13 protein-coding genes are annotated in these 15,107 nt (G+C 59.7%); 5 read left to right on the top strand and 8 right to left on the bottom strand.

Translation table 11 applies throughout. The features are described from left to right. Positions 1-102: 102 nt before the first annotated feature. A complete protein-coding gene (locus tag DES53_RS21265) occupies positions 103-1,965 on the top strand; it encodes an acyl-CoA dehydrogenase family protein (RefSeq protein ID WP_113960331.1) in 1,863 nt (620 codons plus the stop codon). Between the two features lie 81 nt (positions 1,966-2,046). Here the strand turns inward: DES53_RS21265 and DES53_RS21260 are convergent, their stop codons facing one another. The 4 genes from DES53_RS21260 to DES53_RS21245 form a co-directional block, all read right to left on the bottom strand. Beyond that, positions 2,047-3,801 (bottom strand): arylsulfatase, encoded by a 1,755-nt coding sequence (locus DES53_RS21260; RefSeq protein ID WP_245958226.1) that lies wholly within the window; start codon positions 3,799-3,801, stop codon positions 2,047-2,049. Positions 3,802-3,896: 95 nt separating this feature from the next. Then, on the bottom strand, positions 3,897-5,279 hold the full coding sequence (locus DES53_RS21255; RefSeq protein WP_113960329.1) for a sulfatase: 1,383 nt from the start codon (positions 5,277-5,279) through the stop codon (positions 3,897-3,899). Positions 5,280-5,311: 32 nt separating this feature from the next. Next, entirely contained in the window at positions 5,312-7,150 is a 1,839-nt protein-coding gene (locus tag DES53_RS21250) for a sulfatase-like hydrolase/transferase (protein ID WP_113960328.1), read from the bottom strand. A 67-nt stretch (positions 7,151-7,217) separates the two neighbouring features. Further along, positions 7,218-8,219, bottom strand: coding sequence for a L,D-transpeptidase family protein (locus DES53_RS21245; protein WP_170157280.1), 1,002 nt, complete (start codon positions 8,217-8,219; stop codon positions 7,218-7,220). Between the two features lie 161 nt (positions 8,220-8,380). Between DES53_RS21245 and DES53_RS21240 the strand changes: the two genes are divergently transcribed. Further along, positions 8,381-8,959, top strand: coding sequence for a type 1 glutamine amidotransferase domain-containing protein (locus DES53_RS21240; protein WP_113960326.1), 579 nt, complete (start codon positions 8,381-8,383; stop codon positions 8,957-8,959). A gap of 233 nt (positions 8,960-9,192) precedes the next feature. Here DES53_RS21240 and DES53_RS21235 read toward each other — a convergent pair whose 3' ends face one another. Both DES53_RS21235 and DES53_RS21230 read right to left on the bottom strand, forming a co-directional pair. Then, positions 9,193-9,351, bottom strand: a complete 159-nt coding sequence (locus DES53_RS21235; protein ID WP_113960325.1) for a DUF3309 family protein — start codon at positions 9,349-9,351, stop codon at positions 9,193-9,195. A gap of 104 nt (positions 9,352-9,455) precedes the next feature. Further along, positions 9,456-10,223 (bottom strand): glycosyltransferase family 2 protein, encoded by a 768-nt coding sequence (locus DES53_RS21230; protein WP_113960324.1) that lies wholly within the window; start codon positions 10,221-10,223, stop codon positions 9,456-9,458. A gap of 203 nt (positions 10,224-10,426) precedes the next feature. Here DES53_RS21230 and DES53_RS21225 point away from each other — a divergent pair, with 203 nt between their 5' ends. Then, positions 10,427-10,969 carry a hypothetical protein gene (locus DES53_RS21225; RefSeq protein ID WP_147263530.1) on the top strand — a complete coding sequence of 181 codons (543 nt, stop codon included), beginning with the start codon at positions 10,427-10,429 and terminating at the stop codon, positions 10,967-10,969. 77 nt (positions 10,970-11,046) lie between these two features. After that, entirely contained in the window at positions 11,047-11,877 is an 831-nt protein-coding gene (locus tag DES53_RS21220) for a CHAD domain-containing protein (RefSeq protein WP_113960322.1), read from the top strand. Here the strand turns inward: DES53_RS21220 and DES53_RS21215 are convergent. Continuing rightward, on the bottom strand, positions 11,846-12,835 hold the full coding sequence (locus DES53_RS21215; RefSeq protein ID WP_113960321.1) for a DMT family transporter: 990 nt from the start codon (positions 12,833-12,835) through the stop codon (positions 11,846-11,848). The two genes, DES53_RS21220 and DES53_RS21215, sit on opposite strands and share 32 nt — an antisense overlap. Positions 12,836-13,264: 429 nt before the next feature. On the opposite strand from DES53_RS21215, the gene DES53_RS21210 reads away from it, so the two are divergent. After that, entirely contained in the window at positions 13,265-14,101 is an 837-nt protein-coding gene (locus tag DES53_RS21210; protein WP_113960320.1) for an alpha/beta hydrolase family protein, read from the top strand. 32 nt (positions 14,102-14,133) lie between these two features. Here DES53_RS21210 and DES53_RS21205 read toward each other — a convergent pair whose 3' ends face one another. Then, positions 14,134-15,069, bottom strand: a complete 936-nt coding sequence (locus DES53_RS21205) for a rhomboid family protein (protein ID WP_113960319.1) — start codon at positions 15,067-15,069, stop codon at positions 14,134-14,136. Between the last annotated feature and the right edge of the window lie 38 nt (positions 15,070-15,107).

Below are 15,107 nucleotides of genomic sequence, written 5' to 3'. Positions count from 1 at the left end.
TCCACCCGCTGAAATCCAACGCCCTACAAAACGATAGTTCGTTTGGCCGATTTCTGAATTCTTTCCTCCCCTCACATCTCCACATCTTCACCATGGATTGCCATGAACTCCACCAACACCCCATCCGATGAGAATACGAAGTCGGTGATCGACACTTCCAAGATGTCGGCCGGGCAACGCGCTGCGCTCGAAATGACCGAAGCAGCCCGTGACGATCGCGAGCGCAACCTTGGCTTCGCTGCCTCCATTTTCAATGGCGCCCCGGACAGCTCGCGCCTCCTCCCCTTCCCTGTGCAATCCCTGGAAGATCGCGACCAAGGCGATGCCTTCCTCGCGCGGCTGAAACGATTCCTCGATGAGCATGTCGATCCCGACGCCATCGACCGCGAGGGCGAGATCCCGGATGACGTGCTGGATGGCCTGAGGAAACTCGGTGCCTTCGGCATCAAGATTCCCATGAAATACGGCGGGCTCGGACTGAGCCAGACAAACTACTCACGCGCCGCGATGCTGCTCGGCAGCTACTGCGGCAATCTCGCCGCTCTGCTCTCCGCCCATCAATCGATTGGCGTGCCACAACCACTGCTCATGTTTGGCACCGAAGAGCAGAAGGCCAGGTACCTGCCTCGCTGCGCCGGTGGTGAGATCAGCGCCTTCGCACTCACCGAGCCAGATGTCGGCTCCGATCCCGCGCGCATGAAGACCATGGCCTTTCCAGACGGGGATGACTTCATCATCAACGGCGAGAAACTCTGGTGCACAAATGGCACCAAGGCCGGACTTCTCGTGGTGATGGCGAAAACGCCCACGCCAAAGAATCCAAACGCCACCACCGCCTTCATCGTGGAAGCCCATGCCCCGGGTGTGGAAGTGGTACGCCGCTGCCACTTCATGGGACTGCGAGCTCTCTACAATGGCGTGATGCGCTTTACCAATGTGCGTGTGCCGCGTGCGAACATCCTCGGAGGTGAAGGCCGCGGGTTGAAGGTGGCCCTCACCACGCTGAACACAGGTCGCATCACCCTGCCCGCCGCCTGCGCGGGACTCGCCGCACGTTGCGTGGAAGTCTCCACGGAATGGGCCAGGACCCGCGAGCAATGGGGCGCTCCCATCGGCAAACACGCCGCCATCGCAGACAAGCTCGCGCGCATGTCTGCGCATCGCTTCGCCATGGAAGCCATGGTGCGCTATGTGAGCTCCCTCGTGGACAAGGACAAGATGGCCGATGTGCGCCTCGAAGCCGCGCTGGCCAAGCTCTGGGGCTCCGAGAAGTGCTGGGAGATCGTGGATGATACGATGCAGATCCGCGGCGGTCGTGGCTACGAAACCGCCGACAGCCTCCGCGCTCGCGGCGAACCTGCCATTGCTGTGGAGCGCTTCTTCCGAGATGCACGCATCAACACCATCTTCGAAGGCAGTAGCGAGATCATGCGTCTCTTCATTGCACGTGAAATGCTGGACCCGCATCTGCGTCTGGGTGCGGCCATGTTCAATCCCACCCTGTCTCTGAAGGATCGTGCGAAGGTCTTCTTCCGCGCCGGGAAGCACTACGCCACCTGGTATCCCGCGAAGTGGATTCCCCTCTCTGATGATGCCGATGATCGTGCCCTGCATCCCTCATTGGAGTGGCCCATGCGCATCGCCCGCTCCCGCAGCCGCCGCCTCGCCCGCGGCATCTTCCACGCCATGCTGAAGTTTGGCCCGAAGCTGGAGCGTCAGCAACTGGTGCTCGGCCGCCTCGTGGACATCGGCACCGACATCTTCGCCCTGAGCTGCGCTGTCTCCCATGCCCAACGGATCATTGAAGACGCCATGACCACGCATGAAGAAGTGGATCGCGTCACCGAACTCGTGAGCTACCTCGGCAGACTCGTGGAAGCCAGAACTGGCGATCTCTTCCGCAGCCTCTTCAGCGTCACCGACAGCAAGGGCTACTTCGTCGCCAAGCGCATGATGGAGTCATAAGAAAGTAGTCCGCCGAGCCTCGGCGGTCAGCCACCCTACCATCACCCCTCCATCAAAAACGTCTCCTCAATCCCAAAAACCTCACTTCTCCTTCCCACTCTTCCCCTTCTCCTCCCCATACGGCGCACCCCAGATCCACGGAATCACCTGCGAGCGCTTCGCCCACACCTCCCACTTCGCAGCCATATCCTTGACCACATCCTGATGCTGGCCCGCAAGGTCATGCTGCTCCGTGCGATCCGCCTCCATGTCATAAAGTTCCCATTTACCGCGCGGTCCCTTTGCCACCAGCTTCCACTTCCCGTCACGCACTGCCCGGTTCCCTTCATGCTCCCAGAAGATGGGCTGCGAGCGCACCACTTTGCCACCCAGGAAAGGCGCCTTCAGACTCACCCCCTCCATGGGAGTGATCGCAACACCACCCAACTCCTTCGGATAAGTGGCCCCGCTCAGATCCACCACCGTAGCCATGATATCGATGAGGTGCGCCGGTTCCTTCACCAACCGACCCGGATGGTCCGTGCCCGCTGGCCAGTGAGCGATCAATGGCGTGCTGATACCGCCCTCGTGCACCCAGTGCTTGTATTCGCGGAAGGGCGTGTTGCTCACATTCGCCCATGCCTCGCCATAGCCGCAATACGTATCCGCACCTCCCGGCATCACGCCATACCCCTGGCGCATGGGATAGCCATCGCGCGTCTGCTTGGGAATCATGTCAGGCTGCAGATAGTCAGCCGCCAGCGGAGGCAACGAGGGCTGCGGGTAGTCTGCCGACGGTGAGGGCTTCTCCGCACGTCGCTGCGCCGGACCACCGGCCGCGTTTGCATTCTGCTTCTTCTTGTTCCCACCACCAGTGCCTCTGCCGATGGTCTCCGCGCAACCACCATTGTCCTGCATGAAGAAGATGAGCGTATTCTCATAGCGCCCCTGCTTCTTCAGTTCCTCCACGATGCGCCCGATCCCCTGATCCATGCAATCCGCCATCGCCGCATACACCTCCATGCAGCGCTCTTCGTATTCGCGATTCTTCACCGCCTCCCACTTGCCTCCCGCCTGCGGCGCGATGGCCCAGCTCTCATCCACCACACCCAGCTCCCGTGCCTTCTTCAGTCGCGCTGCCCTCACGGCATCGTAACCCGCAGCATACCTGTGTCTGTACTTCGCCATGTCTGCCTCCTTCGCATGCATGGGCCAGTGTGCCGCGGTGTACGCCACATACATGAAGAAGGGCTTGTCCTTGTTTTCCTTCGCATGGTCCGCAATGAAACGCACCGCGTGATCGCTGATGGCATCCGTGTAGTAATACTGCTCCGGCTTGTAATCCGGATCTGCGTAGGGCGAGATGAGCGTGTTGTCCTTCACCAGCGAGTTTGGATCAAAGAAACTGCCCGCCCCATGGATGGTGCCGTAGAAGCGCTCGAAGCCACGCTGCAGCGGCCAGTTGCCCTTCTCGTTCTCACCCTGCGGATTCACCTTCTTCGTCACATGCCACTTGCCCACCATGTAGGTGCGGTAGCCCGCGGGTTTCACCACCTCCGCCATGGTCGCACCGTTGCGGCTGAGCTCGCCGCGATAGCCATCCAGCCCCTTGTCATCCATCATGTGCCCGATGCCTGCCTGATGCGGATACAGTCCTGTGAGCAAAGCCGCACGAGTCGGACAGCACCGTGCTGTATTGTAGAACTGCGTGTACTTCAGCCCACCCTTTGCCAGCGCGTCCAGATTCGGGGTTTCAATTTCGCCGCCGTAGCAGCCAATGTCGCTGAAGCCCATGTCATCGCTCAGGATGACGATTATGTCGGGTTTCTCAGCGCGAGAAACCTGGGCTGCAAGCACGATGGAAAGAGCCAGGGAAAGAAGGAAGCGGCACATCATCCGAAGCTAGACGACGTGGAGCCTCCTGCCCTTGCATCTTTTCCCAAGATGCGTTCTCACTCCTCCCGCTTTCCCTTGCCCAGTTCGTCGGCCCTTGCAGCATCATAGTTCGGATTCGGCACGGGCATTCTCGCACCCACCTTCTGCCTCCATTCCACCAGGGCTGTGCGCAGCTCCTCCGTCTTGGCCTTCTCCATCTCAGCCATGTTCAGCTTCTCACCGGGATCCGCTTTCAGATGGTAGAGCTCCAGATCGCCACTCTCAAAGAACTCGATCAATTTCCAGTCGCCACGACGGATGGCGCTCGCTGGCGTGCTGTGATGGTAGTGCGGCAGATGCCAGCACAGGGTCTCGCGAGAGAGCGGCGCCCTCGGGTCCTGCAGCAGGGTGGCCAGGTTCGTGCCGTCCAGCGCTGCGGCACCCGCTTCCTCAAGATTTACCCCAGCGAGGTGCATCAAGGTGGGATACACATCCATGGTGATGGCTGGCACGTCACACACACTGCCGGGCGGCACGTGGCTGGTCCAGCGCATGATTGCCGGAACCCGGATGCCACCTTCGTACAGCATGCCCTTTTCACCACGGAGGGGTCTATTCGTCGTCACGACCTTGCCACTCTGCTCGTGCTCGAGTCCCCCATTGTCCGAGAGGAAGATGATGAGTGTCCTCTCCGCCAACCCGGTGCGCTCCACGGTGTCCATGATGCGGCCCACGCTTTGATCCAGTTCTTCCAACAATCCGGCGTACGTGGGATTGCAGGGATAGCCCGCGGTCTTCGCCTTGCCCTCATACTTTGCCTGGAGCGCTGGTGTGGTGGAAAGCGGGATGTGCACGGCAGCATGAGAGACTTGCAGAAGGAAAGGCTCCTTCTTGTGCTCCTCAATGAATGCCGTCGCTTTTTGGGAAAGGAAATCCGCCATGCGCTCCGCCTCCGATTTGCCGTTCACCTTGGGTGACGCAACGTTCCCCTTCGCTTCCAAAGCGGTCTGCCAGCCCTGCTTCTCCGGCCCAAAACCCTCGCCTCCCAGATGCCACTTGCCAAAGTAACCCGTCTTGTATCCTGCCGCACCCAACCGCTCGGCGAAGGTCTTCACCTCCAGCGGCAGCTGCCTGGGCACCTCAGGATCACTCAGCTTCGCAAAAGGACGCCGATGTCCCGGGATATGCTGCGTGATCCCAAAACGCGCCTGGTCCTGCCCGCTCTGCAGGTTCGCACGCGTGGGTGAGCACACCGGCCCCGCGTAGAACTGCGTGAACCGCATGCCTTCCTTCACCAGCCGATCCAGATGCGGCGTCTCATGAAAAGGATGACCATACGCAGGCAGGTCCGCCCAGCCGAGGTCATCTGCAAGGATGATGATGATGTTCGGCTTCTCCGCCGCGAAGATTCGCGGGCATGGCACTGCGAACAAAAGAAGCAGCAGGACAAAAGATCTCATGGTCTGAACAGAGGATGCAGGGGTGGGCCGCACTACTTCTCCAGCGAAAGCAGATAGTCCGCCACCCGATTCGCAGGCTCCGCAAACTTCACCCCACGCACCATTTCCTGCGCCCTCGCCAGCGGCACATGTCCGGCCGCGCGCATGGCATCCAGCGCATTCAATGCGGCAACCACTTCGTACCGCGAACCATTGCGGATGACTTCCGCAAGGGCATTGGCCGCTGCATCGGACTCGCCCAGCCAGCCCAGGGCTTCCGCGGCAACGATGCGCACGTCGTTCCACTCATCCTTCAGCCGCGCGATCAGTGCGGATTTCGCCGGCATGGCGTCCTTCTGCAACACCAGACAACCCACCGTGCCCCAGTAGCGCATCAAAGGCTGATCCGTGTACATGGACTTAATCAGTGGTTGTACACGAGGAGGATTTTGCGCAATCGCGAAATCCGCAACACTGATGATTTCCGCCAGGGGATAGGCATCCTTGTTCTGAGCAAAGTCGAAAATGGTCCGCTTGCTCGCGAGCTTCTCATACATGCCTTCTGGTATGAATCCTGTGTCCCGCACCGAGAGCATTTCCTCAAGAAGCTTCTTCCGCATTGCTGCGACAAGCTCTTTCTGTGCCGGGTCATCAATGAGATTTTTGTTCTGGAATGGGTCATTGCCGATTTCGTACAGCTCTTCCGAGGCCTTCAGTTTCCAGTAGGCAGACTGCACCTCGTTGCATCGCCCCGCCAGATATTCCGCATACCAGGAGCGCATGCTGGGCTGCTGCTCGAAGGCATACTCGTAGTACTGCCCCCATGGACGATGCGGCGAGTAGTTCTTGATATAGAGGTATTGCTTGTCCCTGATGGCGCGGGAGTTGTCATAGCGCGCATCCATGCGGCCTCGATACAGGAACACATACTCACGCGGTGTTTCCTTCTTCTCACCGAGGAAAGCACGTCCCTGGTAGTTCGCAGGCTTCTCCACCCCGCACAGACTGAAAACGGTTGCGGGCAAATCCACGAAACTCACCGGGTCCTCCACCCACTCTCCGGGCTGCGCAGGCCGCCACTGCTTCCACTTCTCCGGGATGCGCACAATCATCGGCACGCGCGTGCCGGAATCATGCAGGTGCCGCTTCCCTCCTGGTAGCGCGCCACCATGATCGCTGTAGTGGAAGACGATGGTGTCCTCTGCGAGCCCCGCATTCTCCAACTGATCCAGCATCTGCCCCACCTGCTCATCCATGAGCGTCATCTGGTCATAGTAGTTCGCCCAGTCACGGCGAATCTCGGGTGTATCAGGGTGGTAGGGCGGCAGCGGCATCTGCTCAGGCGGAATGCGGAAGTCTGTCTTCCCTTCTTTCGGCGCCACCTGGCTTTCGTGCGTGGTGGTGAAGTTGAAGACGGCGAAGAACGGCTGGCCCTGCGCACGATTTTTGTAGTGCGCATTTTTGCTGCTCTCATCCCAGATGCCCTGGCGGTCAGTGAGGTTGTAGTCCGTCTTCGAGTTGTTCGTGCAGTAGTAGCCTGCGGCCCGCAGCACTTCCGGGTAAAGCTGGAACCCTTCCGGAATGGCCACCTTGCTGCGATGATGTTGCACGCCAAGCGCACAGCCATTCATGCCCGTGATGAGAGTCGTGCGCGCCGCCGAGCACACCGGCGAATTCGCAAACGCATTCCGATAGCGCACGCCCTCCGTGGCCAGCTTGTCGAGATGGGGAGTCTTCGCGAGCTTGTCCCCATAGCATCCGAGGTAGGGACTGTTGTCCTCACTCGTGAGCCACAAAATATTCGGCCTCTCAGCCGCACGCACGACACCCGGCAGCACCGCCATCAGCAGCCCTGCCAAACCAACACCAAACGACACCCATCGGAAACGCATCCCCCGAGAACGCCATCCCCAACCGCGTCTTGCCACCGAGGGCAAAATTCACGCGTCTCACTAACTACTAACCACCAACCCCTTCCATAATCTCCACCACCACCTTGTCCGTCACCATCTCACTCAGCCGGACCGCGTCCCAGTTCGCGAGGCGGATGCAGCCATGGCTCGCCGCGCGGCCAATCGTTTCCGAGTTGTTTGTGCCGTGGATGCCAATGCCCTTTTTATTGAGCTGCATCCAGAGCACGCCCACGGCGCTGGAGGGTCCCGGTGGGATGAGGTGGTATACATCACTGCGTACCCCCGTCTTCAGCATGGACTCATCCCGGCGGAAGAGCGGCAGTGTGGTCATGGTCTCGATCTCCCACGTACCCACCGGCGCAGGCAATGACTCGGATCCGGGAGTAATGGGAAATGCCGCGAGCACCTTCCCGTTCTCCATCACGTCCAGCATCTTTTCCTTGGTGTCCACCCGCAGCATGCGTTTCTGGAATTGGGGCTTGGGCTGGATGCGGTCCTTCACCTTCAGCTTCTCAACCAGAAACGGCGTCACGTTCGGCACCCTCACCACATCGCCCGCCTTCAGGGCATCCATGTTCAGTCCCGGGTTCAGCTTGCGCAGGTAGTCCCCATCGCAATGGAAGCGCTCCTTCAGGAAGTGCACCATGGTGGGATACGGACTCGACTTCTGCTTTGACTGTTCCTCAGGCGTAGCCCCCACCTCACCGACCTGGCTGAAGTCTTCTTCCTTCACGGTGTACTCGGTGAAAACATCAAAATCGGTGGGCAGATCCACGGCTGCATTCGCAGCCACGCCATTCCGGTGCATCTGAAGTCGCTTGAGCGCCTTCCCGGTGAACTCACCCCATTTCCCATCGATCTGCCCGGGCGGGAAGCCTTCGCGGTCCAGGTACACCTGCAGCCGCTCAATTTTCTTCGGGTCCTCGCTCTTCTTCACCTCCTCCACCGGAATGGCCTTCGGCACCGCTGGCTGTGCAATACCCCGCATCGGAGCCATGAGTCCACACGCCATCACGCCACACCACACAGACATCCAGGGGGATTTCATATCAAGAGTCATCAGCGGGGAACCTCCTTAACACAATCAAACATCGCACCGCCGCCCATCTCTGGACGATCACCTCACGCCCCTCATTCAATCGCCGCAATCCAGGGACCAAGAACCCATCCAAACGCATCCACCTCATTTTCCGGTACCGATTCACTCACATGAAAACAGACCTGTCTGACAAGCATGTGGCCATCCTTGCTGCGGATGGTTTTGAACAATCCGAGCTGGAGGAGCCCCTCCACGCCCTCGAGCGGGCCGGAGCGAATGTCACCATCATCTCACCCCATGGCGGGCGCATCCAGGGCATGCACCACCTGGAAAAGGCCGATGAGTTCGACGTGGACATCCCGCTCAAAAGCGCGCACTCCGAGGACTTCGATGCCCTGCTGCTCCCCGGTGGCCTCGCCAATCCGGATGAACTGCGCTCCAACGAGCAGGCCGTGGAATTCGTTCGCGAATTCGCCGATGCAGGCAAACCCATCGCCGCCATTTGTCACGGTCCGTGGATTCTCATTGAGGCCGGCATTGTGAATGGTCGCCGCCTCACCTCCTGGCCGGCCATCCAGAGCGACATCCGCAACGCCGGCGGAGAGTGGGTGGACGAACCGGTGGTCGTGGATCACGGTCTCGTCACCAGTCGCAAGCCGGATGACCTGAAGGCATTCAATGCAAAGGTCATCGAGGAAATCGCGGAAGGCGGCTACCATTCCTCCACTGGCAGGACTCCTGCTGGTTGAAGTGGGAGGTCTGGACGACCACCTGCAGACCGATGTCTCACCCATGGGACGACGAAGAGGGGCAGAACTGCCCCTCTTTTTTTCGGGGCTTACAGAAGGCCGAGGGAGTATCACCACCCGCCATTGCCCCCGGGCCAAAAAAAACGGCGACCAGGTCGCCGTTTCCGGGTCGCTCCGCTGCTTTGCGATTGCTCCCAAAGCAGCCAGAGGGCCACATCTCACTCGGTCAGGGGCTACAGCCTCCCCATCAAAAGGAGAATGATCAGAATCACGAGCACCAAGCCGAGGCCACCGCTAGGAGCGTAACCCCAGCCCGAACTGTAGGGCCAGGACGGCAGGGCGCCGATGAGGAGAAGGATCAGGACAATGAGAAGAATGGTTCCCAAGCTCATAGTATTCAGGGGGTTGTTTCACCCACTGAATCGCGAACCGGCAGATCCGCGGTTGCACCAACCAAGAACCAAGAACCAAGAACCAAGAACCAAGAACCACCCCCTCACTTCCCTTCATTCACCTCGTGCTCGAACTTCCGGCTGTACCGCACAAAGGCGAAATAGGCTGTCGACACCGCAATCCAAAAGCCCGGAAAGCCATCCAGAAAGCCCCGGCGCAGAAAGTAAGCCCGGAAGAAACGCCAGAACGGACGCGTGACATTCGCTCCCACCGACCACTTTTTCCCCTCCGCCTTTTGCCGGGCGAGGAAGACATCACTGAAGGTATTGATCTTCTCCACGTACCGGCTCATCGAGGGGAAGGAATAGTGGTGCAGGTCCCCCTCGAGCCGCATCGTCGGGCCTGCGAGTTCGATGTAATCGTGCTCCGGGCTGCCGCCCCACTTGGATTTTTCACGGCGGAAAAGTCGAAGTTTCCGATCCGGGTACCAGTCGCCATGAGTGATCCAGCGTCCGAGGAACCAGACCTTCCGGTTGCACTCCGCTCCATCGAACCTGTCCGCCAGCCCGTCCTGGAAGAAGCGCTCGATGCTCCGGCGCAGCTCCGGTGACAACTCCTCATCACAATCCAGCGCCAGCACCCACGGTCGGGTGCACAGGCCGAGGGCCACATTCTTCTGGTCGCGGTGTCCCAGCCAATCCTGGTGGCTCACCTTCGCCCCGAACTCTTCTGCGACCTCGCGGGTGCGATCCTTGGACCCCGAGTCCACCACCACAATCTCCTCCGCCAGGTCCGCGGCACTTTTCAGGCAGCGGGCGATGTTTGCCTCCTCGTTGCAGGAGATGATGGAAATCGAAAGCGGAAAGGCCATGGGGAAGACAGCCCCAGTCAAGGAGCCAACAGGGCGGAAGTCAACGGGCGGTTGATAGTCTGTGGCGGATGGTTGACAGCCTGAAACTGAGCGGGGCAGGACGCAGGATCCAGCACAGACGCAGGCAAGGGTCGAGGGGGCAAGATATGGGCGTCGGTCAGTTTTCGGACCACAAATGAGGAATCATCCATCCATCGTGCCACTTGCCCGCTATTGTGGATCCTCTTATATTTTTAGCAATGGACCTCCAGCTCAGTAATGCTGTTCTCACCGCCACGTTCAGCAACGAAATCCCCAATCTCGTCACCGGCACCATTCAACTCGCGGGCGCTCAACACGTTATCAATGTAGAATTACAAGGCAACTTCCTCAGTGACATCGCTGGATGCAGTCTTGAAATTGTCAATCACGTCCCAAAGACCGACAATGCCCTGCTGGCAAAGCTTCACCGGCATCAAATTGGCACGGTGGGCGAGATGACTGCCTCACGAAGGATTACACAGACCCTGCGGAAAAGCGCTCCACCCGCCAGCATCGTCATCGCTCCGCCGAAAGGCAGCCTCAAGAATTTGCTGTTCTTTGAGTGGTTCAATGAACAGCGCCAGCGAGTGCTCATTCACGCCTGGCACTGGAACCTGCGGGTCTCCCCACCTCGCTGGACTCTCTCCCGCGCTCAAGAGCTCGCCCAGATCAAAGCTGCCCGACTCCGCCGGAAGGAACACCTTTTGACGCGCGGAGAGGGGTAAGTGACAATCGCACCTGCGTAATTGATCGCAATCCGTGGGGAGCAAAGGCCCCACGAACTGCGTAATCGTAGGGTGCCATGAGCTTGGATCTGGAAAGCACCGCATCCACCCGCAGCTCCCACAGCCATGCCGGCCGCTGGCTGCATCGTCTGCTCACACAACTGGTGCAGCAGTCCACACGGGACATCCACAAGGTGCCGCAGTGGGAAGAGCAGGGAGTCCACAGCCTGCGCAAGCGGATGAAGAAGCTGCAGGCCATGCTACGCCTGGCTGCACCCGTGGCCCCGGAGTCCTCCATGAAATCCGTTCTCCGGGATGTCCGCGATCTGAAAAACCTTCTCTCAGGTCAACGGGACACCTTGGTTCTCACGAAACTGGCGCGTAAACTTGATACTCCAGTGCCTGATCTGCACGCGGAGTTCCAGTCGTCTGGCGGCAAAGTCCGGAAGGCCATGCTCCTCTCCGAGCAACTACTCATCGACATCGGCTTGCTCGATCTGTCCCAGCTCACTTGGGACATGGTAGGAGCCATGTATGTGAAATCCTACAAGGCCAGCCGCAGGGCGTGGAGGAGAGCCCAAGAGGACCCCAGCGCGGAGAATCTCCACGATTGGCGTAAAAAGGTGAAGCGTCTCTACTACCAATCGACCGCGCTGGAGCGGTGGCTTCACCACCCCAAACGCCTTCGCCGCACCCGCAAGCTCGGCTCCCTGCTAGGAGATTGTCACGATTTGGACGTGTTTAATGACTCCGTGCAAACGGGCAGAATCCATCCGGAGAGTGGATGGAAGTCCAAAGTGAAGCAGGAGCGCTCCTCCCTGCTCTCGCGAATTGAGCAGCGGGCGGAAAAAGCCTTTTCACGTCCTTCATGCAAAATCAAGACTGAGATGCGTCACGCATTGCCTTAGCTTTCTCCGGCGTGGTAGTAGCCTCAGAAACAGGCTTGTTCTTTAACAAGCTTACAGCGAGACCACCTGCCAGTGTGAGGAGGAGACCAAGAATCTGGGTGAGATTTAACGACTCTCCCAGAATGAACCAGCCCAGGAAAACGGTGCCCAGCGGGCCGACCATGCCTATGATTGCAAAGGCCTGAGAGCCCGCTCTTTTCAAACCGATTCCGAACAGATAAGACGGAATCACCGTGCCAGCAATTGCAAGCGCGATTCCGCACCCGTATGCACCGGAAGAAAGATTTACAAGCAACGATGGCGGGTGCGTGAGGCAGAAATGGATGAGCACGAAAATTGCGGAAAAACCTACCACGCACGAGGTAAATCGGACCGGACCGATGCGAGAAACGACCTGACCACTTAACATGACAAAAACGGCATAACTCACCGCGCTCGCGAAAACGAGGAGGGCACCATAGAGGGTTTCAGAGCTCGAGGCAGCAGCCTCCGCTTGGTATCCGATGACGATGCCAAGATAGGAAACAGCCATGGCCCCCACCACCACGAGCCGCAGCGGCTTCTTGAAAAAGAGCACGGATCCCAGGATCACGATCGACGGGTAGGTGTAGAGGATCATCCGCTCCAGACCCACGCTCACGTGCTCCAGCCCCATGAAGTTCACCACTGAGGACAGGTACCATCCGAAGAAGCCGAGCAAGGCGAGCATTCCCCAGTCTTTGCGTGAAATGGGGCGCGGATTCTTCCGCGCATCCAGCCAGCCACCGATGAGGAAGAAGGGCAGCGCCATTGCCATGCGGAGTGCCAGCACCGTGACCGCATCCATCTGGTAGCGGAAAGCCAGCTTCACAAAGACCGCCTTGGAACAAAAGAACAGGGAGCTCGCCGCCACGATGCCATAGGTGGCGAGCGAGGACCGGAGGGGAGATGATGATGGTGGTAGTAATGACTGGGACATGGAGTGGTCTGGCAGGGGTAGGGGCTGGAAAACAAAAAACCCGCTCACCGGGGAGGCGGGCGGGTGGTGGGGAAACTTGGGAAACCGACTGCTGCTGCTGTCTCGCGTTTCGCTCGGCTGCGTCAATGCATCACCGCGTCACCACTCCGCCCGTCCGGCTTGATGAGCCAGAGGCGGATGGCGCTAATAATGATGGCGGCGATGGCGCGCATGAACGGTCACTCCATAAGGTACGAATGCTGGCCCGTCAATGGCAGGAACAAACGCATCCCTGCTCTACTGCCCTGCGCTCTGACTCCACTGGAGCGCAACGCGAGGCCTTAGTTTTTCTTCACCATGCCCAACGCGGCTTGACACTTCCGCGGCGCGCAGGTCCAATCGCCAGAGAGCCATCTCCCCTACCCCCACCCCCGACCAGCATCCTCCCACATGCACACCCACCCCACGCTGAGCCGCCGCCATTTCGCCAGGAGCCTCGCCCTCGGAGCTCTCAGCAGTCAGCTTGTCAGTTGTGCCAGCAAATCGACCGGCCTTCCTGAGCACCTGCCGGACCGGGACAAGCGGATGAAGCGCGGCTACCTCTACTTCCTCGATGGCGCTGGCGGTGGCACGGAAAAGAAGAACTGGTCCGAAGGGGTGAAGGAAGGTCTGTTGGCCGCAGGCTACCGGGGTGCAGGCGAGATGTTCTCCTGGGAGACAGGCAGGGGACTCGTGGCCGACCAGGACGCCCCCGTGGCCTACAAGCGCGCGGGCGCGAAAAAGATGGCCGCCGAGGTCCAGCGCCAGACCGCCGCCTTCCCCGACGCCCCGGTCAGCATCCTCGGGTTCTCCGCCGGCACCGCCGTCGCCATTTACGCACTGGAGTATCTTCCCGAGTCCGTGGATGTGGAGCACGTGGTGCTCCTCGGCTGCTCCATGAGCGAGGACTATGATCTCACCAAGGCCCTCCGGCGGGTGCGAGGCAAGGTCTACCTCTACACCTCCACCCACGATCGCATGCTCCGCTTCCTCATGCCATTTTCCGGTACCGCCGACCGGAAGAAGCATGACCCTGGCGCGGGCATCCATGGCTTCATCCTGCCGCGTGGGGCCAGCTCCGAAACCCGCCAGCTCTATGCGGAAAAGGTGGTCGCCATCCGCTGGACCAAGGAACTCGAAGCCGATGGCGACTACGGCCACCATTTCGACAACATCAAGATGGAGTTCATCCGCGACCATGTAGCACCGCTGCTCATGGGCAAGACAGTGCCGGGGCTGAGCCAGTAGCGACGCTTGCAGGCCTGGGCGGCGGCCGGAGGCTACTCACCCCCTCGCGTCGGGGTGCCCAAATCCTGTGCTTTCCTCAGATCGGACACCGCCTTGTCAGACTCGCCCATCTCCCGGTACAGCTTGCTTCGCTGAAGGTAGGCCCAGGGCTCCTGGGGTTCGAGCCTGATCATGGTGGTCAGCCGTTCCACGGCTTCCTCCCTCCTGCCAGCCTCGATTGCATCGTAAGCTTTTACTCCCTGCCAGGTGGGAGACCACGGTGCCCACCAGAGTGGCACGAGAGCCAGCCCAGCCAGCACCACCGCGCCAGCCGCATAGGGAAGACGAGGTCTCCGCACCACAAAGCACTCCGCCATCACCACTCCATAGACCAGCCCCGCGAGGTGCGCTCCGTTGGCGATGTTCATGAGCTTCCCCGCAGTCAGGAAAAAGCAGGCGACCAGCCAGATGAAGAATACCTTGACGGTCTGGGGTACGATGATGCTCTGAAACCGCGGGTAGACCATGCGGGTACGCCACATGAAACCAAAGATGGCATACAACACGCCCGATGCCCCAATCCCGGTGGTGTCGGAAACCGCTAGCTGCACCGTGGAACTGACGATGGATGCCCCCAGATAGAAAACAAGGAAGCGCGAGGAGCCGATTTCATCCTCCATGAGCCTCCCCAGCAACCAAAGCCAGTACAGGTTGAAGAAGGCATGGATCAAATTGATGTGCACGAACGTGGAGCTCATGGTCCCCCACCACAGCCCCTCCCAAATCCGCTCGGCAGTGAAGAATCCAAATCGGGAAAGCACCTCCAGGGATTTGGTCTCCTCCAGATTCACCCCGATAAAGATACCGATGCAGGCGAAAAATGCTGCCCAAGTCACCCAGGTAGGTTTCGTGATCAGGGGGACAGGCGAGGGCGCACCTTCAGACTCGTGAAGTGCATGGTCGTGGGTGCTCTCCTGTTTTTGCTCCATCGAAATGTACTATAGGTAGTGAACCGGTCCGGACAAGC

The organism is Roseimicrobium gellanilyticum (assembly GCF_003315205.1).
GTDB lineage: Bacteria > Verrucomicrobiota > Verrucomicrobiia > Verrucomicrobiales > Verrucomicrobiaceae > Roseimicrobium > Roseimicrobium gellanilyticum.
The sequence above is the reverse complement of the archived record's forward strand: the minus strand, read 5'-3'. Positions and strand labels throughout refer to the sequence as shown.

Bases quoted from the DNA above. Each gene is read 5' to 3' on its own strand.
- DES53_RS21265 (WP_113960331.1), top strand. From the start codon at position 103: ATGAACTCCACCAACACCCCATCCGATGAGAATACGAAGTCGGTGATC.
- DES53_RS21255 (WP_113960329.1), bottom strand. From the start codon at position 5,279: ATGAGATCTTTTGTCCTGCTGCTTCTTTTGTTCGCAGTGCCATGCCCG.
- DES53_RS21250 (WP_113960328.1), bottom strand. From the start codon at position 7,150: ATGCGTTTCCGATGGGTGTCGTTTGGTGTTGGTTTGGCAGGGCTGCTG.
- DES53_RS21245 (WP_170157280.1), bottom strand. From the start codon at position 8,219: ATGAAATCCCCCTGGATGTCTGTGTGGTGTGGCGTGATGGCGTGTGGA.
- DES53_RS21240 (WP_113960326.1), top strand. From the start codon at position 8,381: ATGAAAACAGACCTGTCTGACAAGCATGTGGCCATCCTTGCTGCGGAT.
- DES53_RS21235 (WP_113960325.1), bottom strand. From the start codon at position 9,351: ATGAGCTTGGGAACCATTCTTCTCATTGTCCTGATCCTTCTCCTCATC.
- DES53_RS21230 (WP_113960324.1), bottom strand. From the start codon at position 10,223: ATGGCCTTTCCGCTTTCGATTTCCATCATCTCCTGCAACGAGGAGGCA.
- DES53_RS21220 (WP_113960322.1), top strand. From the start codon at position 11,047: ATGAGCTTGGATCTGGAAAGCACCGCATCCACCCGCAGCTCCCACAGC.
- DES53_RS21215 (WP_113960321.1), bottom strand. From the start codon at position 12,835: ATGTCCCAGTCATTACTACCACCATCATCATCTCCCCTCCGGTCCTCG.
- DES53_RS21210 (WP_113960320.1), top strand. From the start codon at position 13,265: ATGCACACCCACCCCACGCTGAGCCGCCGCCATTTCGCCAGGAGCCTC.
- DES53_RS21205 (WP_113960319.1), bottom strand. From the start codon at position 15,069: ATGGAGCAAAAACAGGAGAGCACCCACGACCATGCACTTCACGAGTCT.